This is a genomic window from Phenylobacterium sp. LjRoot225, from assembly GCF_964252855.1.
Classification (GTDB): Bacteria; Pseudomonadota; Alphaproteobacteria; order Caulobacterales; family Caulobacteraceae; genus Phenylobacterium.
In genome coordinates this window covers 517120-539578 of record NZ_CAXUPL020000004.1, presented here as the reverse complement: position 1 = coordinate 539578, position 22459 = coordinate 517120, and the positions used below count along the sequence as shown (strand labels likewise).

Here is a 22459-nt window from a genome sequence, read left to right as displayed (position 1 = left end):
GATTGGGATCTGTCGGCAGAGGTTTCGAAGCATTTCACCCCACGGGGGGTCAAGGCGATCCTTGAGATCAAGGCAACCGCAATGGCCCTTCGGCTTGAGCTCGCACGGCCCTTATCCCCCAATTCCCGGTCGACGCCGCCGCGCGGCTGTGCTGAAGCCCTGCCATGACCACCCATGTTGCACCGCAGCGGCCGCTCGGCGGGATCAGCCTTGTCGAGTTCGTGGTGCTGATGGCGGCGCTGCAGGCGCTGGGGGCGCTGGGCATCGACGCCATGCTGCCGAACCTGCCGGCGATCGGCTCAGCCCTGGGCGTGGCGGACGAGAACCGGCGCCAGCTGATCATCACCGCCTATCTGCTGGGCTTCGGCGGGGCGCAGCTGATCTTTGGCCCGCTGGCCGACCGGTACGGCCGCAAGCCCGTGCTGCTGGCGGGCCTTTCCCTCTACGTCGGCTTCAGCCTGCTGGCGGCGTTTGCGCCGACCTTCGACCTGCTGCTGGTCGCCCGCGTCCTGCAGGGCATAGGGGCGGCGGCCACCCGGTCGATCCCGGTCTCGGTCGTGCGCGACCGCTATGCCGGCCGCGAGATGGCGCGGGTGATGTCCCTGACCTCCATGGTCTTCATGGCCGCGCCGATCGTCGCCCCGAGCCTGGGCCAGCTGGTGCTGGTGCTCGCCTCCTGGCCGTGGATCTTCGCCCTGCTGGCGGCGCTGGCCCTGGTCCTGATGCTCTGGTCGCTGCTGCGCCTGCCCGAGACCCTGCATCCGGAGGACCGGCTGCCCATCCGGCCGCGCGAGATCGCCCACGCCTTCAGCCTGGCGGCGCGCAACCGCACCGCGCTCTGCTACATCCTCGGCCAGACCTTCCTGTTCGGCGGCCTGCTGGGCTTCATCAACTCGTCGCAGCAGGTCTTCGCCGAGGCCCTGGGCGCGGGCGCGCAGTTTCCGCTGGTCTTCGCCATCTGCGCCAGCTTCATCGCGGCCGCCTCGCTGCTCAACGCCCGGCTGGTGATGCGGCTGGGCATGCGCAGGCTCTCGCACGCCGCCCTGCTGGGCTACATCGCCGTGGCCGCCATTCACCTGGTCGTCGCCCGCTCGGGCCACGAGACGCTGGTGGTCTTCGCGGCCTTCCAGGCCATGTCCATGTTCTGCTTCGGCCTGACCTCCGGCAACTTCGCGGCGATGGCCATGGAGCCGATGGGCCACATCGCCGGCGTGGCCTCGTCCTTCCAGGGCTTCGTCAGCATGGTCGGCGCCTCGCTGATCGGCTTCGCCGTCGGCCAGGCCTTCGACGGCACCGTGGTGCCGATGGAGGCGGGCTACCTGCTGTGCGGCCTGTGCGCCCTGGCCGCGGTGCTGACGGCCGAGCGCGGGCGGCTGTTCCAGCCGCACGAGGGCGGCGTCGACCAGCGCTGCCTGGCGGAATAGGCCGGCGCCCGCCGGCCCGGCGTCAGAACTTGCCCTTGAAGCCGGCGAACAGGTACCGGCCGTAGATGTCGTAGTCGGCCTCGCTGACGTCGTTGCTGTTGGTGTTGCCGGTGATGCCGATCGGGACCTTCTCGTTGAAGGCGTTCTTCACCCCGACATAGACCTCGGCGCCCTCGCCGATCTCGGTGAAGCGGTAGCGGGCGATGAAGTCCTGGTACCAGACCGAGTTCACGTAGGGCCGGTCATAGCGCTCCTTGGAGATGTCCTTGTTGCGCCGGACCTTGTCGAGGAACTGGCTGTTCCAGGTCAGGCTGACCGGCCCCTGCTGGTAGGTGAGCGAGCTGACGAAGCTCCAGCGCGGGCTGCTGATCTCGCCCTCGATCCGGTCCACCTCGTCCGGGAAGTCCTGGAAGGCGAACTGCCGGAGCTTCTCGACATAGTTGGCGTTGAGCGAACCGGTGATGACGCCGTCGAGCCGGCTCAGCCGCCCCCAGTCCTGCGTCCAGTCGCCCATGTCATGGCTGTAGGAGACCTGGATGTCATAGCCGGCCGTCTTCAACGCCGTCTGATTGAGGTAGCTCGACCGGTAGGAGAGGATCTGCGCCGTCGCCGGATCGCGGAGGATCAGCGAGCAATACTGCTCGGCCAGTTCCGGGCCGTCGACGCACTTGTCCGCCGCATCCTGCGGGTTGAGGAAGCTGATCGCGTCCTTGATGACGATGTCATAGTAGTCGACCGTCAGCGCCAGGCCCGGGACCCAGCGCGGCTGCAGGACGAAGCCCACCGTCCAGGTCTCGGCCTTCTCGGGCTTCAGGTCGCGGTTGCCGCTCGTCACCCCCGGGAAGTTGGTGTCCGCCGCATCGTCGAACGTCACGCCCAGAGCCGCGCAATTGGCCCGCCGCGTCGACCGCTCGTCGATGCTGTTGATGTCGCAGGGGTCGAAGATGTTGTCGAAGCCCGAGGTCGCCGGCAGGAAGGCCTCGGTGATGTTCGGCGCCCGGACCGCCCGCGAAAAGGTCCCGCGGAAGCTCAGGTCGCGGACCGGCGCCCAGACGCCGCCCGCCTTGTAGGCGGTCGCATTCCCGGCGTGGCTGTAGTCGGCGAGGCGCACGGCCCCGTTCACGGAAAGACGATAGGCCCAGGGCGCGTCGCGCAGCAGCGGCGCGTCGAACTCGAGGAAGGCCTCGCGGACGTTGAAGCCGCCCTCTGCGTTCGGCTGGGGCGCGATCTCGGTGATGCCGCTCTGCACGAAGGGGTCGTTGATGTTGCGGCTCCGCTCCTCGCGATACTCCAGCCCGCCGGCCAGGGCGACCGGGCCGCCCGGCAAGGTGAAGACGCGCGAGGTGTCGAGGTTGAAGGTCAGGCCGACCACCTGCTGGGTGATGGTGTGGGATCGGTCCGCCTCGAAGGTGACGTAGTCGACCGCCGCCTGGCTGTTCTGCTGGCCGAACAGGTTGAAGGGGACGCAGGTCTCGTTGGTCAGCGTCGTGGAGTCCGGCACGAGATAGCCGTCGTACCAGGCGGACGGCACGTCCTTGCGGCAGCGGATCTCGCCCGACGAAGGATCCTGCACCGCGTCGACCGCGGCCAGGAAGTTGCCCGGGATCAAGCCGTTGACCGAATGGAATTTGTTGCGCGTCCGACCGTAGTTGTAGCTGGCCTCCCACGTCACGTCGGCGAAGCTGGCGTCGAAATCACCCTCCAGGGCGAAGACCCCGCGGAAGGTCTTGCGCCGGGTGTAGTCGTTGCGCCCGCCGATGTCGTCGTTGACGCGGTTGACGTAGAAGAAGCCTTGCTCCTCCGGATTGGCGTCCAGCACCGCCTGGATGGCCGGGGTGATGAAGGCGTTGTCCGGGTCCAGCAGGTACTGGAAGGTGGTGAAGGACGAGCTGAAGGTGTCGATCAACTTGCTGTCGACGTACTTCAGGTCGGCCCGGAACCGAAGGTTGGGGTTGAACTCGTACATCAGGGTCCCCGCCACGCCGTATTGGCGCTGGCGCGGCACCAATACCGAGGCCTGGTCGCCGGGGTCGCACACGTCGCAAGGCGCGTCGTGCGATCCGTAATAGAAGTTGTTCACGCCCGTGCGCGGCGGGATCGCCCGCGGATCGCCGGCCGCGTCGAAGCCGGCGAGGGCGTTGAAGGTGTTGGCCCCGATCAGGTTGCCGTTGGGGCTGAAGTACTCGGTCTGCACGTAGGGCTTGAAGATCCGGTCGACGACGCCGTCGGCGGGGCCCTCGCTCAGGGGATTGGCCACCGTGGCCCAGTTCTTCAGCCCCTTCACGTCGCTGCCGCGCACCCGCTCCTGCTTGTCGCCGAAAACGGTCAAGGTGACGTTCCCGCGGTCGCCGGCGAAGTTCCAGCCGCCGGTTCCGTAGGCGGAGTAATTCTCCCCGTATTCGCCGTTCATCGGGCCGCCGCCCTGGACGCCGAACTCGAAGCCTTGAAAACGATCCTTGAGAATGATGTTGATCACGCCCGAGACCGCGTCCGAGCCGTAGATGGCCGAGGCCCCGCCGGTGACCACTTCGACGCGGTCCACCAGCGCGATCGGGATAGTGTTCAGGTCCACGGCGGTGTCGCCCGCATCGCCCGACACGTGGCGCTTGCCGTTGACCAGGGTCAGCGTCCGCGACGTGCCCAACCCGCGAAGGTCGGGGAAGCTCAGGCCGCCGCGGTTCGAGCCGCCGTCCGAATTGGCGCGCGCCGTGCCCGAAGACGCCAGCGCCGGCAGCTGGGCCAGGGCGTCGCCGAGGCTGCTGGCGCCGAAATTCTCGAGGGCGACGGCGTTGATCGTGGTGATCGGCGTCGGCTGTTCGAGATTGGGCCGCGGGATGCGCGAGCCGGTGACCACCACCTCGCCCACCGAGGTGGCGACGGAGCCCGCCTGGGCCTCGGCGGAGCTCTGGGCGGCCGCGACGGCCGGGATCAGGACCAGGCTGGACAGGAGGGAGCCGGCGAACAGGCGCCGCTTGGCGATGCGCATAAGAGCCTCATTTGCTTCGGGCGCCCCCACGGGCCGTGCCTCCGGAGGAGACACGGCCCGTGATTACGATCCCTGGTTGTGCAAATGCTGCGAGTTGCAGGATTGTTACGTCAACGAGACAATCCGTTACGGTTGTGATTGACCACGCCGCTGTCGCTTTTCGAGCACATTTGGGGCGCGGCGCGGACGCGCCCTAGTCCGCGTTGACCTCGATCACCGTGCCCGGCCGCCGCCGGGCGGGCTGCATCAGCAGGAGCAGCGGCAGCATGGCGATGCTGGCGATGAACATCCAGCCGAAGGCCGCGTCGTAGCCGATCATCGAGGCCTGGCGCGTCACCTCGGCGTTGAGCGCTAAGAGCCCCTCCCCCGCGTTGCGGACGATCTCCGGCAGGGCCCAGCGGATCATCGGGTCGCTGGGGATGATCTGGGCCGCCAGGCCCTCGTGGGCCAGGGCGCTGCGCCGGATCTGGAAGGCGCCCGCGAGCGCGATGCCCAGGCTGCCGCCGAGATTGCGCAGCATGCCGCCGAGCACCGCCGCCTCGGTGCGGTGGACCGCCGGCAGGGTGGCGAAGCTGATCACCGACATCGGGTTGAACATCAGCCCCTGGCCGAACCCCTGGAGGAAGCCGGTGACCTTGATCGGGGTCGCCGTCATGGCGAGGTCGAAATGGCCCATGTGCCAGAGGGCGGCGATGTTCATCAGCGCGCCGATCAGCATGGTGCGCCGAAGTCCTGCGCGGGCGCCGAGCCAGGGCACGACGGTGAAGGCCAGGACCGAGCCCACGCCCCTCGGCACGCTCACCATGCCGCTCTGCAGGGCCGAATAGCCCATCAGATGCTGCATGAAGACCGGCAGCATGGCGATGCTGCCGAACAGCACCGCCGAGAGCAGCACCCCGAACACCAGGCAGCTGGTGAAGTTACGGTCGAGGAACAGGTCACGGTGGAAGAAGGGGTGGTCGGCCGTCAGCGTCTGCATGACGAAGACGTGGAGCCCGCAGAGCGCGACCACCGCATAGGTCCAGATCTCGGCCGACTCGAACCAGTCGCGGCTCGGGCCGCGGTCCACCATCAGCTGCAGCGAGGCACTGAACAGGACCAGGGCCGCAAACCCCAGCATGTCGAACGGCCGCTCGCGCCCGCCCGCATCCCGCGGCAGGAAAAAATAGACGCCGATGAACCCCACGGCGCCCAGGGGCACGTTGACGTAGAAACACCACCGCCAGGAGAACTCCTCGGTCAGGTAGCCGCCCAGCGTCGGCCCCAGGATCGGCGCGGCCATGACGACGGCGCTCCAGACCGCCATGACCTGGGCGGTGTACCGCTGCGGCCAGAGGTCGAGCAGGGTCGCCTGGGAGATCGGCATCATCGAGGCGCCGGCCAGGCCCTGGAGCAGCCGGAACAGCACCATCTCCGGCAGGCTGGTCGCGATGCCGCAGAGCAGGGACATGGCGACGAAACTCACGACGGAAATGAGGAACAGCCGCTTGCGGCCGATCTTCATCGACAGCCAGCCGGAGAGCGGCGTCATGATCGCCGTCGCCAGGATGTAGGAGGTGAGCACCCAGGTCATCTGATCCTGGGAGGCCGAGAGGCTGCCCTGCATGTGCGGCAGGGCGACGTTGGCGATGGTCATGTCGATGGTGACCATCAGGGTGGCGAGCATCAGCCCCCCTGTCGCGATCACCCGTGTCGCCAAACCCTCTGCGGAGCTCATGTTCTCATGCTCCTCCCCGTCGCAGGCTAATCGGGAGGCGGAGCTTTGGCGAGCGCGGCGCTAGCCGGCGCCGAGGGGCCAAGATGAACCTCGCCTGAATCCACGCTTCAGCTAAGCGCCAGCGGCGCCGTGCGAACTGGGCTGCCAAGGCGACGCCGCCGCAACGGTCGCGCGCCACCGGTTTGGGAGAGTGAGAGAATGAGGTCGCGCAACTTGATTACGGCCACGGTCCTGGCGGCGTCGGCGATGGCGGCGCTGCCCACGGGCGCCCTGGCCCATGGACAGGGGCATCACAAGCATCATGCCCACTATCGGGACGGGTACGCCGAGCCGCAGCGCTACTATCGCCGGGAAAGCTGCCGCAGCAGCGGGACCACGGGCCTGATCGTCGGCGGCGCCGCAGGCGCGCTGCTGGGACGCGAACTCGACGGCGGGCGCGATCGGGCGACCGGAACCATCCTCGGCGCCGGGGCGGGCGCGCTGCTCGGACGGGAGGTCTCCAGGAAGTCGCGCTGCTAAGCCGACGCCGACGACCGCGCCCCGCCGACCCTTCGAGGGCGGCGGGGGCTAGGGCCGATGGCCGGCTGAACGATCCTAGGTCGGGGCGAGCCCGTCCTCGTGGGCCATCCAGTGCACGAAGCGGTGCATCGGATACATGGCGTCATGCGGATTGCCGATGGTGGACGGCCCCGCCTCGCCCAGGTGGACGATGCGCTGGGCGCCGCCGCTGGCCAGCCGGTCGCGATAGGCGGCCATGCGGTCGAAGGGATAGAAGCCGACGGTCTGGGTCGCCACGTTGATCCATTTCACCGCGTCGTCGAGCTTGTCGACCCGCACCACATTGGCGGTCTTGTTGATCGGGTGGAAATCCACCGGCTCGTCGGAGCGGATGACGACGCCCTTGCCGTCAGGCCGGCCCCAGACGCCGAACTCGTCGTCCATCATCATCAGGGTTTCGATCTGCTCGCGCAGGTCCATGTCGAGCGGCCGGATGTCGCCAGAGGCCGCGGCGCGTTCGGCGATGCGCCTGTGCAGCTTCTCGCAGAAGCGGTCGACGGCCGGCTGGTCGCCTTCGACATAGAGGAAGCGGCTGGCGACGCAGGCTTCCTGGTTGAGCGTCATGACGTCGCCCGACGCCAGGTCCGCGGCCAGGTCCAGCGTCTCTTCCGAGGCGAAGGCTTCCTTGCCGACCATGGAGATCGAGGTCTTCGGATCGAACGACACCAGCTGGAAGCCGGGCCCGAGGTATTTGATGACGTTGTTGATCGCATCGCCGCCGCCCCAGGCGACGATCTTGTCGAAATACTGCGGGCGATAGAGCACCTGCTCGGTGGCGTCGTCGCCGCCGCGCCAATAGACCGCCGACATCGACTTCACGATCGGATGGTCCGGATCGATCGAGGCCATGGTGCGCAGGATGGCGGTCATGGTGAAGGGATCGGCCGAGGACATCTTGAACAGGTTCACGCCCTTGACCATCGCCCCCTGGGCGACGGACTTCACCGCCACGCCCGGCGAATTGCCCGGCAGGACGTGGATCAGGCGCGGCGCGAAGGCCCGCACGAAGCTCTTGCGGCCCCGGAAGTCCTGCTTGGGCACCCAGCCGTCCAGCGCCCGCGGATCCGGGAAGTTCTGCTCCACCTCCGCCATCAGGATGCGCTTGTCGAGATAGGCGACGGCGTGCTTCGCCGTGGTCTCCACCACGCTCCTCGGCAGGATGTGGGTCGAGGCCATCCGGTCGAAACATTCCTGCATGTAGGGATTGTCCGACGCCAGCATCCGCTGGCCGGTCTCGACCAGGAAGTCGATGATCTCCGCCAGCGGCACATTGAGCAGCGGCGGGACCTCCGTACGCGGATGAACCGCCTGGTCGAGGTCGATGTTCGGCGTCGCAAAGGTGACGCCCAGGTCGCGCGACCGGTGGGTGACGTCCTGGCCCTCCACCAGCCGCCCGCGCAGGAAGAAGGGCGCGGAGACGACGGGTTCGGCGTTGGCGGTGTTCGGTTCGTTCAGCGCGTTCATGCCACACCTCTCACGTAGGCATCGACGGTGCCCGCGCAGCCGATCTTGTCGTCGCCTTCAAGGTCGGCGTAGCGGGCGATGTTGTCGCGGATGGAGGGGCCCTTGGCGCCGCAGGCGCAGGGGCGATAGTCCAGGGAGATCTTGTCGCCGGTGATGACGCCGCCCCAGCGGCCGTCGAGCGACAGGTCGAAGAAGGCGGCGCGGCCTTCGATCTCGCCCTCGCCGGAGTGCGGCAGCAGGGCGTCGCCGTCCTTGTTCAGGATGAAGGGCACGATCCACGGCGGCACATGATAGCGCCCGCCGTCCCGGCACTTCGGCATACCGGAGTTGAGCTCCTGCATGCTGTAGTTCTGGAAGTGGCGGCCTTCCGGGATGTTGAAGGTCTCGTGGACGAACTCCTGGTAATCGGGCGGCAGCTGCGCACGCTTCAGCCCGCCGCCGACATAGATACAGTTGTCCGGGTCGAAGTCCTTGGCGCTGTAGCCCAGCTCCCGGACGGCTTTCGCCACCGCATAGAGGCCGCTCCACAGGCCGGAGATCATCAGCTTCTTTTCGCGGTTGGCGACCAGGGCCTCGGCGGTGATGCCGATGGCGGCGTCGACCACTTCCTGACGTTCCTTCGAGGTCTTCTCGAAGTCGGCGATGTCGCCGGGCCTGGCGGTTCCGTCGGCGATCGCCTTGCGCATCACCACCATCTTGGTCAGCGAGCCGACGGTGATCGGCGGCACCGGATAGTTGATGCGGCCCCAGTCCGGGTTGGCGAAGGCGGCCTTCTGCGCTTCGCCGATGGTGATGTTCTTGGGCACGCTGGCGACCGGGGCGCAGCCGACGATCAGCCGATCCTGCGCCGGCTTCACGCCCGAACCCCAGGAGAAGACGTTGACCGTGTCGATCTTCGACCAGTCCATGTCCTTCTGCGAGGCGATGAGCATAGCGGACTTGCCGGTCGTGCCGCTGGAGCAGGAGATGAAATATCCCCGCGCCTGCAGCCGGCCGATCCAGTCGTCGACGTCGGCGACGTTGGTCAGGTCGACGTCGGTGATCGGATGGGAGGAGACGGTGCCCAACCACTTGGTCATCCGATCCCACTTCTCGTCCATCAGCCACCCTTCCGGGTAGCTCTTGTAGGCGGTGTGCGGGAACAGCAGCGGCACCATGTCGTCCATGGAGCGGACCTCGCTGATCCCCGCCTCCTTTGCCCGATGGCTCAGCAGCTTGATGCTGTCCTTCCGCTCCTGGAAGCGCTCGTTCATCGCCTCGATCTGCGTCGCGCGCAGCTCCGAGGCCGGGATCTCAAACCGGTGTTCATCCGAAACAAGGCCGGTGAGCCGTTCGACCGCCGCTCCCATCATTCCCTCCGCCACTCAACGTCTGTTACGCAGGGCGCTCGCTCTTAATGGCACCCAACGCGTGTCATTAAGAGCCGTTCGAATGAGCAAGGCAAGGAAATTATCCGCGAGGATGAATTTTCGCCGTTCGCCGGGACGGGTCGCCTGGCGGTGGCGGCGACCTGCAGAAGGCCGCCATCGCGCTCAGGACGGCGAGCCGTATCGCTCGGCCAGCGCGATCAGCTCCGGCTCCCGCTGGATCCGCACGGCGTTGAAGGCCAGGGCGACCTCGTCGCCTGGCGCGCGTCGGCGGATCATGTTCGGATACTGGACCCGAGGCGCGACGCCATGGGTGTCGCGGTAGGAGGGCGGCTGGCGGCCGCCGTCATGGCCCGGCTTGTTGTTCCGGGCCATCCAGCCCAAGGCGCCAGCCTCAGCTGTCGCGGAACGACTTTGGGATGGGTCGCCCAGACAAGCCGGCGACAACGGAAAGGGGGTGTGAGGCCTGAGGCGCGACAGCATACGAGCGTCCCTACCCAGCCCCCAGCTGGAAGTCGGCCGGCCTGTAGGCGAGGCCCGGAACGTCCGAGCGCCCGCGATAGAGGACGGACTCCTCGACCGTCGGCCAGATCCCCGCCTTGAGCTTGTCCGCTGCGCCGGCGGCCACGCTCGTCACATAGAGATCGCGGCGATCGGGACCTCCGAACCGGACGTTGGTCGCGCCCCCGCCCGGAAATTCGACAAGGCCCTTGAGCGCGCCGTCGGGGTGCAGGCAGGTGATGGCGCTGGTGGCGAAGCCGGTGATCCAGACCACGCCGTCCGCATCGACCGCCAGGCCGTCGCAGTCGCAGTCGGGCTTGTCCAGCAGGAAGGTCGCCGGACCCAGGCTCCCGTCCGGCAGGATATCGTAGGCGGAGACGCCGACGAAGGTCTCATTGTGGTAGAGGCGTCTTCCGTCCGGACTGACGCCGACGCCGTTGGAGAACTTCAGGCCGCCGCAGACCTCGCGGACGCCGCCGTCGACGTCCATCCGATAGATCGAAGCCGGGCCCGGGGCTTCGCCGCCGATGATCGCCGCGGCGTCCAGGCTGCCGAAGTAGATCCCGCCGTCGTGCGTGGCGACCATCTCGTTGACGCCCGGCAGCGGCCGGCCGTCGACCTTGTCCACCAAAAGGCCCGAGGCGCCCGTCGCGCCATCCAGCCAGATGACGCCGCCCTCGCCCGAGATCAGCACCTTGCCGTCGGCGTTGAGCAGAAGACCGCCGACCCAGCGCTTCTCCGGCAGCCAGGCCTTGATGGCGCCGTCCGACGTGACCTGCCGGATCCCGCCCCGGATCGGATCACTGACCCAGACGACGCCGGCGTCGGCGCACAAGCCTTCGAGGTAGACACCTCGGCAGACGACCTCATAGCCCAAGGCCTCTCCTCCCGTTCTTCAGATCCCGTTGGCCGGGCTCTTATGCATAGCGGCCCAGTTTGGCGCAGGCGTGGGCTTAGGCGAAGGGCTCTTCTCCACCGCCTGCCCTTCGGCGCGCGGCCGTCCCCGCCGCTCCGACTAGGAGCGCCGAAGGATCTCCGCCGTCAGAAGCGGGATCGAAAGAACGACGCAGATATTGGCGATCACCCAGAGCGCGCCGCGCACCGGCTGGCCGGCGCGGAAGCAACGGATCGCCAGACCGCTCATGACGCCCGTGATCGGACCGAAGACGATCCATGGCGCCGCGAACACCAGGATCTGGAGCGTGGAACCTAACCTTGCAGCCCTTTTCTCGACATGAGCCGCGGCTGTGGGGTCCGGCATCGGCGGCGTCTTCCCGGCCTGCCATTTTGCGACATACGCTGATGGATGGTCCGGTCCGAAGCATGGCCCGTGCCAGCCGGATTGTCCCGTGGCGGCGCCGCGCGGGCCGCGAAATCGGCCCTACAGAAGCGACCTGTGTCGGCGGCGACCTATGCCTTGCTGAACCGTCAGGCGGTGGGCGAGCGCCGTCACGGCCACCAGACCCAGAGCAGAGGCGCCCGTGTCCCACCACATCAGCTGAGGCGTGGACTGGCTGAGGACGCCGGGAAGGCCGCGGAAGACATCGGACTGCGAAACGACCACCACCGCGCCGAAGACGTTGTTCACAAGGTGCAGGCCGAAGGTGAAGGCGATGCCGCCGAGGCGAATGGCGAGCAGCGCCATCAGAATCCCGAACACGGTCGCCGACACGGCCTGGGGCGCGCCGTTCGGAATATGGACAGCGCCGAAGATCAGGCCGCTCAACACCGCAGCCGGCAAGGGACGCTTGAAGGCGAGGAAAAGTCCCTGCGTCAGGAACCCGCGGAACACGAACTCCTCGGCGAAGGTCTGGGGCGCCAGGGCCAGGACCGACAGGGCGGCGAGCGACCAGGTCTCGGGGGTGGCCGTGACGCGGAAGCCCGTCGGCGCGATCGCCATGTCGACCAGCGTCAGCACGACGAGAACCAGGGTCCAAATCCCGGCGGCGAGGCCGAACTGGCGCCAACTCCACGCGCCGACGATGTCCGTAAACCGCTTCTGCTGAACCCAGCGCGCGGCGAGGACAAGACCGGCCAGGAGACAGGTGAACGTCGCCCCGATCGAGGCGAAAAACACCCCGGGATGGCCCGGATCCGTCATCTTCATCGCCAGGTCCGGGGGCATGGACCTGGTGAGAAGCAGGACCGCCATCACGACCGCGCCCAGGACGAGGGCGAGGATCAGAGCCAGCCCGACGGTCAAGAGGTAGCGCCACCACGCGGTTCGCCCGCGGCGCGCGTATTCCAGGGTGTTCATGGAACCAGCCTCACCCCCAGCGGTGGATATTTTGTGTGCGGCGGCCGGACGAACATTCGCCCAGGCGATCATGCGCCGCGAGCCATTGAGATGCGATCCGCTGCCGCCTAGCGTCCGCGCCTCGTGCGGATGGGGTTGCTCGATGTCGGACGTGCATGAGGTTTTCGTCCCGGGGGCAAGGCTGAGGGTCGAGGCGGCGGGCGGCGGCGAGCCCCCGCTTCTGCTCCTGCATGGGCTGGCGAGCGATCGGCGGATTTGGGACCTGGTCTGGGACGACCTCACAGCCGGGCGGCGGGTCATCCGATACGACCTGCGCGGTTTCGGCGCCTCGGTCGCCTCGGATGACCAACCCTTTCGCCATTCCGTGGACCTGGCGCGTCTGCTCGACGCGCTGCGGATTGAGCGTTGCGATCTCGTCGGCGTGTCGCTGGGCGGCAGCGTGGCTCTGAACTGCGCCCTCGATCACCCGGAGCGGGTCCGCAAGCTGGTCCTGGTCAGCCCTGGCATGACGGCCTGGGAATGGTCCGATGAATGGCGCGCGCTCTGGGGCGCGATCGTCGAGGCCGCGCAGGCGGACGGCCTCGATCGCGCCCGCGCGCTCTGGCGGGCGCACCCGCTGTTCGCGACGACGCGGGACCTGCCGCACGCCGCCGAAATCCTTCAGCAGACCCTCCGCGACTATTCCGGCGCGGTCTGGAGCGAGGGAGATCGCGAGGCGCCGGCGCTGCCGGATCTCGACCGCCTGCCCTTCCTCGAGGTCCCGACCCTGCTGCTCACCGGAGCCCTGGACCTGCCGGACTTCCGGCTGATCGCAGAGCTGATCGAGGCGGCCGCCCCCGATGTGCGCCGGATCGACTTCGACGGAGCCGGCCACATGCTGAACCTCGAGCGTCCGCGCGAAGTCTCCACCGAGATCCTGCGGTTTCTCGCCGACGCCTGAGCGGGCCCCCGGGCCGCCCGCCCGGCCTCAGACCACCTCTTCGACCCCGGCCACCGAGGTGCGATGCATGGTGCGGCCGGAATCCGGGGCGTAGGGGATCACCCGGTGAAGGGCGCCGGTGTTGTCCCAGACGACCAGGTCGCCCTCCTGCCACTGGTGGCGATAGGTGAAGGCCGGCTGGGCCGCCCACTCGAGCAGGCGCACGAGCAGGGCGCGGCCCTCGGCCTTGCCCTGGCCGATCACATAGTCGGCGGTGTAGCCGATCAGCAGCGACTTGCGGCCGGACTTGCGCTTCCAGACCAGCGGGTGCTCGTGCTTGAAGCTGCGCTTGTAGGGTTCGATCTCCTCCGGCGAGGCGACCTCGCGCACGGCGGCCGTGACGCTGTGCATGACGCGAAGGCCTTCCAGCTCCTTCTTCTCGTCCTCGGGCAGGGCCTCGTAGGCGGCGTAGGTGCTGGCGAACTCGGTCTGACCGCCCTTTGGCGCCGTCTTGCGGGCGGTGAGCACGCTGGCCTTCGGCGGCGCGATGTCCGAGGTGATCCCGTCCATGTGCCAGAAGAATGTGCCCAGAACGTACTCCGGCTCGGGGTTCTGCTTCGGATCGAGGGTGATGGTGTAGACGTCCTGCGCATCCTTGTTGCCGCCGGCCACGGTGGTGGTGAAGTTCACCCGCGCGCCCAGGCTGTCGGTGAAGGCCAGCTGCTCGGCGTCGGTCAGGCCGATGCGCGGAAAGACCAGGACGCCGCGCTCCTCGAGCAGCTCGACCAGGCGCTGGGAGACCTCCGGATCCAGCAGCGACGCGCGGTCGACATGGACGATGGCGCCGATGGCCGGCTTGATGTTTTCGACTTCGAGTTTCATGACCACACCTTCAACTGCCTCCTCCCCGGCTCATCGCGCCCGGCAGGAGATCCGGGCTACGGCCGTCAGACCCTGTGGCTTGCAGGGCTCTTTTTTCTGTCGGCCAGTAGAACACAGGCCCCTCGCCCATCACAGTCTCTGCTTAGGGTCCGCGGCGGAGGCGCCGCCGCCGGAGGCTTGGCGCATGGCCGATGGAGCCATTCTGAAACGCCGCGTCTTCGGCTATCGAAGATGGCCGGCGCGAGACGCCGACAGAGACGGCCCGGGAAAACCGGCCGCAGCACAGGGAGGGCTCAGGCCTTGGCGCGCATTTCAATCAACGGCGTTGGCGTCGACTACGAGCTGCTGGGCGATCCCGGCGCGCCGCCCGTGGCCATCACGCCCGGCGGGCGGTTTCCGATGGACACCCCCGGCATTCGCGAGCTTGGACAGGCGCTGGCCGCTGGCGGCAAGCGCGTCCTGCTGTGGGACCGGCCGAACACCGGCGGCTCCGACATCTCGTTCGACGGCCCCAGCGAATCCGAGCTGTGCGGAATCACCCTCACCAAGCTGATCCGCGAACTGGACCTGGGGCCCACGACGCTGGCCGCCGGCTCGGCCGGATCGCGGGTGTCGCTGATCGCCGCCTCGCGCGATCCGGAGATCGTCTCGAGCCTGGTGCTCTGGTGGATCAGCGGCGGCCTGATCGGCCTGATCACGCTCGCCAACTACTACTGCGCCGACAGCGCGCTGGCCGCCAGCAAGGGCGGGATGGAGGCGGTCGCCGCCCTGCCGGGCTGGGCGGAGCAGATCCGGCGCAATCCGAAGAACCGCGACATCATCCTCGCCCAGGAGCCGAAGGCCTTCATCGAGAAGATGGAGAGCTGGGCCTCCTTCTACCTGCCGACGGCGGAGTCGCCGGTGCCCGGAATGACGCCGGCCGACTTCGCCAAGCTGCGGATGCCGGTGCTGCTGTTTCAGAACGGCGAGAGCGACCTGTCCCACACCCGCGCGACCAGCCAGTGGGTGCACAGGCTGATCCCCCACGCCGAGATGAAGGATCCGCCCTGGGGCGCCGACGAGTGGAACCACCGCTCGGGAACCGTCAATGCGGAAGGCCGGCCCAACCTCTTCGCCGGCTGGCCGGCCATGGCGCCGGCGATCCTGGAGTTCACCCGCCGCTAAGGCTCGGCTACGACGGCCGGGTCACACTGGAGCCCACGCATGGCCGCCGCAGGCGCGAAGATCTTCCTGGCGACGCCGTGCTACGGCGGCATGGCGTCGATCCACTACATCACCTCTCTGCTCGACCTGCAGGCGGCCTGCCGCGAGCGGAACATCGGACTGCACGTCGAGCTCGGCGGTGGCGACGCGCTGATCAGCCGGGCGCGCTCGGCGATGGCGGCGAAGTTCCTGGCCAGCGACGCGACCCACCTCTTCTTCGTCGACGCCGACATCGGTTTCGCCCCGGAGCATGTCTTCCGCCTGCTGGCGGCGGATCGCGAGGTGGCGGGCGGGATCTATCCGATCAAGGGGATCGACTGGGCCAAGGTCCGGACAGCCGTCGAAACCGGCAAGGCGGACCTGCTGGCCGCCTCGGTCGGCTATGTGGTGCGCTTCATCCCGAGCCCGGACAATTCGGTGGAGGTGGACGAGGCCGGTTTCGGCCCGGTCTCCTACGTCGGCACGGGATTCATGATGCTGAGCCGCAGCGCCGTCCAGCAGGTGGTCGACGCCCACCCCGAGCTGTACGCGCGGCTGGGCGACGTCGCCGGCGCCGGCGTGACCGAGGCGGTGATGATCTTCGAGTGCATGATCGAACCGGACACCCGGCAGCACCTGTCGGAGGACTACGCCTTCTGCCGCCGCTGGCGCGACCTGGGCGGCGAGATCTTCGCCGATTTCCAGGGCCGGCTGACCCACGTCGGCGCCATGGCCTTCTCCGGCAGCCTGCTGGACGCCGTCAGGACCTGACAGGCGGGGCCGATCGCGGGCGCTTGCTTCCCACAGGCGCAATCCGCATTGCGCCTGGCTGCATGGACAAGCGCGTGCATGGGCGCACCTTCGCAAGGCTCGCGCGTCGCCCCGGCGATTAGTCGCTCGCAGGCGCGCGCGCCCTTGAACCCGCCGCCCGCGACGCACTTAATGGGAGGATCGCGAGAGACCACCGCCCGCCCGCGCCTGAAGGCGCGAGCGTCGAAGCGGCGGCCAGAGACGATGGGCGCAGCGACGAGCGGCGCGGGAGGAAGTAGATGAACGACGTCAGCAACCTGGGCCAGACCTCGACGACGCCGGTGGTCATCCCGATCGAGGCCTATGTCTCGCGCGAGTACGCCCAGGCGGAGAAGGACAAGCTCTGGGCCAAGGTCTGGCAGGTCGCCTGCCGCGTCGAGGAGATCCCCAAGGTCGGCGACTACGTCACCTACGACATCCTCGATGAATCGATCATCGTGGCCCGCGTCGCGCCGGACAGGATCGCCGCCTACTACAACGTCTGCTTGCACCGCGGCCGCCGGCTGACGGAGGGCTGCGGCCACACCGCCCAATTCTACTGCCGCTTCCACGGCTGGCGCTGGAACCTGGACGGCGAGAACGCCTTCGTCCTCGACCGCGAGGACTGGGGCGAGGCCTTCACCCCGGAGAACCTGCGCATGAAGCAGGTCAAGGTCGACACCTGGGGCGGCTGGGTGTGGATCAACATGGATCCCGACTGCGAGCCGCTGGCGGATTACCTGGCGCCGGCCACCACCATGCTGGCGCCGTTCGAGCTGGAGAAGATGCGCTACCGCTGGCGGCAGTGGCTCTACTTCCCCTGCAACTGGAAGACCGCCATCGAGGCCTTCAACGAGAGCTACCACCTCGACGCCACCCACCCGCAGCGGACCAAGTGGGGGACGACGAAGAACTGGAGCAAGGCCGGCGGCAAGCACACCTGGCACGGCATGGGCGCGCCGCGCGGCGGGGCGGCGCGCGCGGGCGAAGGCTTTGGCGCCGTGCGCAGCCAGGAAGGCCAGGACCCGCGGGTCACCGCGATGGAGCAGGTCATCTCGATCTACGAGACCGTCAACGCCACCACCACCCAGACCTTCGTCGACGTCGCGAACCGGCTGCTGGAGGATCTACCCGCGGACACCTCGCCCCAGGAGGTCGGGCGGCATCTGATGACCAAGGCCCGGGAGATCGACGCGGCGCGCGGCGTCGAGTGGCCGGTGATCGACCCGGCCTATTTCGGGGTGGTCGGCCATGACTGGCACCTGTTCCCCAACACGGTCTTCCTGCCGGCGCTGACCACGGCGCTCTGCTACCGCGCCCGGCCGAACGGCGACGACCCGAACAGCTGCATCTTCGAGGTCTACGTCCTGGAACGCTTCCCCGAAGGGCAGGAACCCAAGACCGAGTGGGTCTACGAACCCGACCCGACCGAGGAGAAGTGGCGGCTGGTCCTGTCCCAGGACTTCCAGAACATGCCCAAGGTGCAGCAGGGCATGAAGTCCCGCGGCTTCCCGGGCCCGCGGCCCAGCCCCGAACAGGAGCTGGCCATCATCCACTTCCACAAGATGCTGGCCGAATACATGGGGACAGGCGCGCCTGTGCCGATCTGACGGGGCGCTAAGGGGTATCGGATATGCCGCAACGCCCCCTCCGTCTCGCGCTTCGCGCGATCCACCTCCCCCGCTGCGCGGTGGAGGATCTGGGCCGAAGATGCTCTACCGCGCAGCGGGGGAGCTGTCCGCGAAGCGGACTGAGGGGGCGTTCGGGCCTATCCGGGTAGCCCCCTCGGACCCATCCAAAGCAACAAAACCGCCCAAGGGAGCCCCGCCATGACGCTGCTGACCGACACCAACCTCGGAATCGAGCCCGCCGTCCTGGTGGAGATCTACCGCCAGATGTCGCGGATCCGCGCCGTCGACAAGGCCATCCAGGCCGGCCTCTCCGGCGGCAAGTTCATGTTCAGCTACTGGCCGATGACCGGCCAGGAATCGATCCCGGCGACGATCGCCCAGCTGATCAGCGCCCGCGACTACATGGTCACCACCTACCGCGGCATACACGACCAGGTCGCCAAGGGCGTGACCCTGGAGGGGCTGTTCGCCGAGATGCTCGGCCGCATCGACGGGGTCAACAAGGGCAAGGGCGGCTCGCCGCACATTTCAGACCCATCCTCGGGCTCCATGTTGACCACCGCCATCGTCGGCGCCGGCGCGCCGATCGCCAACGGACTGGCGCTGGCCGCCCAGTCGCGCGGTGAGGACCGCGTGACCATCGTCAACTTCGGCGACGGCGCCACCAGCATCGGCGCGGTGCACGAGGCCATGAACCTGGCCGGCGTCTGGAAGCTGCCGGTCATCTTCCTGTGCCAGAACAACCTGATCGGCGAGTACACGCCGATCCCCGGCTACACCGCCGCCAAGGACTTCGCCTCGCGCGCCGAGGGCTATGGCTTCAGGGGCGTGCGGCTCGACGCCAACGACGTCGCCGGCTTCCACCGCGGCATGAAGGCGGTGATCGAGCAGGTCCGCGCCGGCCAGGGCCCGGTCTTCGTCGAGGCCGTCACCTTCCGGCTGGGCCCGCACGCCGGCGTCGGCGACAGCCACGAGGTCACCGCCGAGGGGCTGAAGGCCGCCAAGCAGGCCTGGCCCGTGCCGCGCACCCGCGCCCTGCTGCTGGAAGCCGGCGTCCAGACCGAAGCCCAGCTGGCCGCGATCGACGAGGCCGCCGCCGCCGAGGTCGACGCCGCCATCGCCAAGGCGCTGGAAAGCCCGGCGACCCCGGAATCCGAAACCCTGGTCGACGTCTACGCCGATCCGGATACGCCACCCCGCCGCGGCCACCACCCGCTTCGCGCGGCCGAGGTCGAGCCTACGGGCGAGACCAAGAAGATGCTGATGCTGGAGGCCATCGTCAGCGCCCAGGACATCGCCCTGGAGAAGGACAAGGGCGTCTTCCTGCTCGGCGAGGACATCGGCGATCCGCCCGGCGGCGTCTTTGCCACCTCCAAGGGCCTGCAGACCAAGTACGGCGACAAGCGCGTGCGGCCGACCCCGATCGCCGAAACCGCCATCATCGGCGCCGGCATCGGCGCGGCCCTGGTCGGCATGCGGCCGGTGGCCGAGATCATGTTCAACGACTTCGCCGGCGTCTGCCTGGACCAGATCTTCAACCACGCCGCCAAGCAGCGCTACATGTCGGGCGCGGCCACCCATGTGCCGATGACCATCCGCATGATGGTCGGCGGCGGCATCGGCGGCTTCGGCGCCCAGCACTCCCAATCGCTGGAGGCCTGGCTCACCCACACGCCCGGCCTGAAGGTCGCCTTCCCCTCGACGCCGTTCGACGCCAAGGGCCTGCTGCTCAGCTGCATCTTCGACGAGGACCCCTGCATCCAGCTGGAGTCCATCAAGCTGCTGCGCGGGGTGCGCGGCGAGGTCCCGCTGGAGGACTACCGCATCCCGCTCGGCGTCGCGAAGGTCCGTAGGGAGGGCGCCGACATCAGCCTGATCGCCTACGGCTGGCAGGTGCAGGAATCCCTGGCCGCCGCCGAGGAGCTGGCGAAGGAGGGCGTCAGCGCCGAGGTCATCGACCTGCGCACCCTGGTGCCGCTGGACTACGCGCGCGTGCTGGACAGCGTGAAGAAGACCCGTCGCGCCCTGGTCGTCCACGCCGCGACCGAGTTCTGCGGCTTCGGCGGCGAGCTCGCCAGCACCATCAACGAAGAGCTGTTCTCGACCCTCAAGGCGCCGGCGTGCCGGCTGGGCGCGGCGTTCGCGCCGATCGCCTATTCGCGCGAGATCGAGATGAACCAGATCCCCGCCGCCAAATCCATCGCCGCACGCGCGCGCGAAGTGCTCGCCTTCAAAGCCTAAGGACAGGTCCCCGCATGTCGACCCCGCTGACCATTCCCCGTCTCGAAATGGCCATGACCGAAGGCGGCCTGGCCGAATGGCTGGTCGCCGACGGCGCCGCCGTCACCGAAGGCGACCCCATCTACGTCCTGGAGACCTCCAAGGCCTCGCAGGAGGTCAATGCGCCGGTCTCGGGGACGCTGGTGCACAAGGCTGCGGCCGGCGAAATCTACCCGGTCGGGCACGATATCGGGGAGATCGTGTAGGGGGCGCGGAGGAGCTGATGGCTCTTTACGGTCCTTGGGGGAAGGTCACAGACATCGGGGACACGCAGGACGGGAATTAATCCAGAACTCGCCTATCGGCATGAAACTATTGATAATTCTCGCGCTTTCCCGCTAGATGGAGGCGCACGTGAGAGCCGGGTGGATCCACCCGTCCGACTAACGACGCCGAGTGTCGGCCCGATGACCTCGCCCGCTCCGACAGGGGTCGCCCCCCTCGACCCGCAGGCGCTGTTCGCAGCGCTGCCAGGCAACTACGTCCTGCTGGCCGCCGACCCGGATTTCACGATGGTCGCCGTCACCGACGACCGCTTGGCCGCCACCATGACGCGCCGGGAAGACACCATCGGCCGGCCGCTGTTCGAGCTGTTTCCCGACAACCCGCAGGATCCGGCCGCCGATGGCGTCCTGAACCTGCGCGCCTCCCTGGAGCGGGTCCTCAGGACCCGCGCCCCCGACCGGATGCCGATTCAACGCTATGACATCCGGCGTTCGGACGGGACCTTCGAGGAACACCACTGGAGTCCGATCAACTGGCCGCTGCTCGGCCCGGACGGGGCGGTGACCCACATCATCCATGCGGCCGAGGACGTGACCGCCAGCGCGCGCGAAGCCCGCCGGCGCCAGGAGGTCGAGGCGCAGCTGCGGGACCGTGAGGCCCAGCTTCAACAGCTCAACAGCTCCCTCGAGCAGCGCGTCACGGAAAGGACCGAGGAACGCGACCGCATCTGGCAGCTCTCCACGGATCTGATGAGCGTCAGCGACGCCGAGGGCAAGCTCATCGCGGTCAACGGCGCCTGGACGGCGACGCTCGGCTGGACCGAGGCCGAGCTCCGCGCCACCAACATCCTGGACCTCTCCCACCCCGACGATGTCGACTCCACCCGGGCGGAGGTCTCACGGCTGGCCGCCGGCGGCGTCACCTTGCGTTTCGAGAACCGCGTCCGCCACCGGGAGGGCGGCTATCGCTACATCTCCTGGCGCGCCTCGCCCGAGCGCGGCCTGGTCTACGCCGTGGGGCGCGACATCACCGAACGCCTGCGCAATGAGGAGGCGCTCCGGCAGGCGCACAAGATGGAGGCGGTCGGTCAGCTGACCGGCGGCGTCGCCCATGACTTCAACAACCTGCTGACGATCATCCGCTCCTCCATCGACCTGCTTGCGCGGCCCGGCCTGTCGGACGCGCGACGCGCGCGCTACATCCAGGCCATCTCCGATACGGTCGAACGCGCCACGAAGGTCACCGGCCAGCTGCTGGCGTTCGCCCGCCGCCATCCGCTGGACCCGGAGGTCTTCGACGTGAAGGAGCGCATCTCCGACGTCGCGGAACTGGTCCGGGGGCTCGTCGGTCCGGGCATTCAGATTGAGACCCGCGCGCCCCAGGCCCCATGCGCCGTCGAAGCGGACATCGCCCAGTTCGAAACCGCGCTCGTCAATCTGGCGGTGAACGCGCGCGACGCCATGGACGGGATGGGCCGGCTGACCATTGAGGTCGATCGGGTGTCGCACCTCCCCCCCGTGCGGCGGCATCCCGGCGCGTCGGGAGATTTCGTCGCGGTCACGGTGCGCGACACCGGCTCGGGCATCGCGCCGGAGCACATGCAGAGCGTCTTCGAGCCCTTCTTCACCACCAAGGACGTGGGAAAGGGGACCGGGCTGGGCCTGTCCCAGGTCTATGGCTTCGCCAAACAGTCCGGCGGCGAGATCGACATCGAGAGCCGGCTCGGCGGCGGCGCCGCCTTCACGCTCTACCTGCCGCGCACGCTGAAGACGCCGGCGCCTGAGGCCGAACCCGATGAGCCCCGCGCGCCAGGGGTTTCCGCGCGCGGCGCCCGGGTCCTGGTCGTCGAGGACAATCTGGAGGTGGGCGCCTTCTCGACCGGCATGCTGCACGACCTCGGTTATCGAACCACCTGGGTGACCAACGCCCAAGAGGCCCTGCAGCGACTGCAGGAAGAGAAGCGTTCGTTCGACGTCGTCTTCTCCGACGTCGTCATGCCCGGGGTCAGCGGGGTCGAGCTCGCGCAATCGATCCGCCGTCACTATCCTGGCCTGCCGGTGATCCTGACCAGCGGCTACAGCCATGTCTTGGCCGAGGAGGGCCGTCACGGGTTCACGCTGCTGGCCAAGCCCTATTCGGCGGAGAGCCTGGCGCGCACCTTGAGCGGGGCTATCACGGCCCAGAGTGAGCGCGTGGACGCCGCCGCGGCGTCGGACGGGACGGCCCCGCCGGCTTGATCGCGTTCGAGCGGCGAAGCCGCTCTCGCTTGCGCCTAAC

18 protein-coding genes are annotated in these 22459 nt (G+C 68.3%); 9 read left to right on the top strand and 9 right to left on the bottom strand.

What is annotated here, in order from left to right:
* Nucleotides 1–164: 164 nt before the first annotated feature.
* On the top strand, nt 165–1424 hold the full coding sequence (locus ACSQ2B_RS22620; protein WP_436053484.1) for a multidrug effflux MFS transporter: 1260 nt from the start codon (nt 165–167) through the stop codon (nt 1422–1424).
* A 22-nt stretch (nt 1425–1446) separates the two neighbouring features.
* Here ACSQ2B_RS22620 and ACSQ2B_RS22615 read toward each other — a convergent pair whose 3' ends face one another.
* Nucleotides 1447–4410, bottom strand: coding sequence for a TonB-dependent receptor plug domain-containing protein (locus ACSQ2B_RS22615; protein ID WP_436053482.1), 2964 nt, complete (start codon nt 4408–4410; stop codon nt 1447–1449).
* A gap of 193 nt (nt 4411–4603) precedes the next feature.
* Nucleotides 4604–6127: a DHA2 family efflux MFS transporter permease subunit gene (locus tag ACSQ2B_RS22610; protein ID WP_436053481.1), complete on the bottom strand. Its 1524-nt coding sequence runs from the start codon at nt 6125–6127 to the stop codon at nt 4604–4606.
* 198 nt (nt 6128–6325) lie between these two features.
* On the opposite strand from ACSQ2B_RS22610, the gene ACSQ2B_RS22605 reads away from it, so the two are divergent.
* Nucleotides 6326–6646: a glycine zipper 2TM domain-containing protein gene (locus tag ACSQ2B_RS22605; protein WP_436053479.1), complete on the top strand. Its 321-nt coding sequence runs from the start codon at nt 6326–6328 to the stop codon at nt 6644–6646.
* Nucleotides 6647–6721: 75 nt separating this feature from the next.
* Here the strand turns inward: ACSQ2B_RS22605 and ACSQ2B_RS22600 are convergent, their stop codons facing one another.
* From ACSQ2B_RS22600 to ACSQ2B_RS22575, 6 genes are all read right to left on the bottom strand, one after another.
* Nucleotides 6722–8149 carry an acyl-CoA reductase gene (locus ACSQ2B_RS22600; protein ID WP_436053478.1) on the bottom strand — a complete coding sequence of 476 codons (1428 nt, stop codon included), beginning with the start codon at nt 8147–8149 and terminating at the stop codon, nt 6722–6724.
* On the bottom strand, nt 8146–9501 hold the full coding sequence (locus ACSQ2B_RS22595; RefSeq protein ID WP_436053476.1) for a hypothetical protein: 1356 nt from the start codon (nt 9499–9501) through the stop codon (nt 8146–8148). The genes ACSQ2B_RS22600 and ACSQ2B_RS22595 overlap by 4 nt, the downstream gene beginning before the upstream one ends.
* 180 nt (nt 9502–9681) lie before the next feature.
* On the bottom strand, nt 9682–9891 hold the full coding sequence (locus ACSQ2B_RS22590; protein ID WP_436053475.1) for a hypothetical protein: 210 nt from the start codon (nt 9889–9891) through the stop codon (nt 9682–9684).
* 118 nt (nt 9892–10009) lie between these two features.
* Nucleotides 10010–10894: an SMP-30/gluconolactonase/LRE family protein gene (locus tag ACSQ2B_RS22585; RefSeq protein ID WP_436053474.1), complete on the bottom strand. Its 885-nt coding sequence runs from the start codon at nt 10892–10894 to the stop codon at nt 10010–10012.
* Between the two features lie 138 nt (nt 10895–11032).
* The gene (locus ACSQ2B_RS22580; RefSeq protein ID WP_436053472.1) at nt 11033–11278 is read right to left on the bottom strand and encodes a hypothetical protein; all 246 of its coding nucleotides are present in this window, start codon (nt 11276–11278) and stop codon (nt 11033–11035) included.
* 120 nt (nt 11279–11398) lie between these two features.
* The gene (locus tag ACSQ2B_RS22575; RefSeq protein WP_436053470.1) at nt 11399–12274 is read right to left on the bottom strand and encodes a CPBP family intramembrane glutamic endopeptidase; all 876 of its coding nucleotides are present in this window, start codon (nt 12272–12274) and stop codon (nt 11399–11401) included.
* Nucleotides 12275–12416: 142 nt separating this feature from the next.
* Here ACSQ2B_RS22575 and ACSQ2B_RS22570 point away from each other — a divergent pair, with 142 nt between their 5' ends.
* Nucleotides 12417–13214, top strand: a complete 798-nt coding sequence (locus ACSQ2B_RS22570; RefSeq protein WP_436053468.1) for an alpha/beta fold hydrolase — start codon at nt 12417–12419, stop codon at nt 13212–13214.
* 27 nt (nt 13215–13241) lie between these two features.
* On the opposite strand, the gene ACSQ2B_RS22565 is transcribed toward ACSQ2B_RS22570, so the two are convergent.
* Entirely contained in the window at nt 13242–14075 is an 834-nt protein-coding gene (locus ACSQ2B_RS22565) for a TauD/TfdA dioxygenase family protein (RefSeq protein WP_436053466.1), read from the bottom strand.
* Between the two features lie 300 nt (nt 14076–14375).
* On the opposite strand from ACSQ2B_RS22565, the gene ACSQ2B_RS22560 reads away from it, so the two are divergent.
* The 6 genes from ACSQ2B_RS22560 to ACSQ2B_RS22535 all read left to right on the top strand — a co-directional run bounded on the left by ACSQ2B_RS22560 (nt 14376) and on the right by ACSQ2B_RS22535 (nt 22419).
* On the top strand, nt 14376–15239 hold the full coding sequence (locus ACSQ2B_RS22560) for an alpha/beta fold hydrolase (protein WP_436053465.1): 864 nt from the start codon (nt 14376–14378) through the stop codon (nt 15237–15239).
* Between the two features lie 39 nt (nt 15240–15278).
* Nucleotides 15279–16028 carry a hypothetical protein gene (locus ACSQ2B_RS22555; RefSeq protein WP_436053464.1) on the top strand — a complete coding sequence of 250 codons (750 nt, stop codon included), beginning with the start codon at nt 15279–15281 and terminating at the stop codon, nt 16026–16028.
* A gap of 278 nt (nt 16029–16306) precedes the next feature.
* Nucleotides 16307–17656, top strand: coding sequence for an SRPBCC family protein (locus ACSQ2B_RS22550; RefSeq protein WP_436053462.1), 1350 nt, complete (start codon nt 16307–16309; stop codon nt 17654–17656).
* Nucleotides 17657–17875: 219 nt separating this feature from the next.
* Nucleotides 17876–19918, top strand: a complete 2043-nt coding sequence (locus ACSQ2B_RS22545) for an alpha-ketoacid dehydrogenase subunit alpha/beta (protein WP_436053460.1) — start codon at nt 17876–17878, stop codon at nt 19916–19918.
* A 14-nt stretch (nt 19919–19932) separates the two neighbouring features.
* A complete protein-coding gene (locus tag ACSQ2B_RS22540) occupies nt 19933–20163 on the top strand; it encodes a lipoyl domain-containing protein (protein WP_436053458.1) in 231 nt (76 codons plus the stop codon).
* A gap of 201 nt (nt 20164–20364) precedes the next feature.
* Nucleotides 20365–22419 carry an ATP-binding protein gene (locus ACSQ2B_RS22535; protein ID WP_436053456.1) on the top strand — a complete coding sequence of 685 codons (2055 nt, stop codon included), beginning with the start codon at nt 20365–20367 and terminating at the stop codon, nt 22417–22419.
* Nucleotides 22420–22459: the final 40 nt, after the last annotated feature.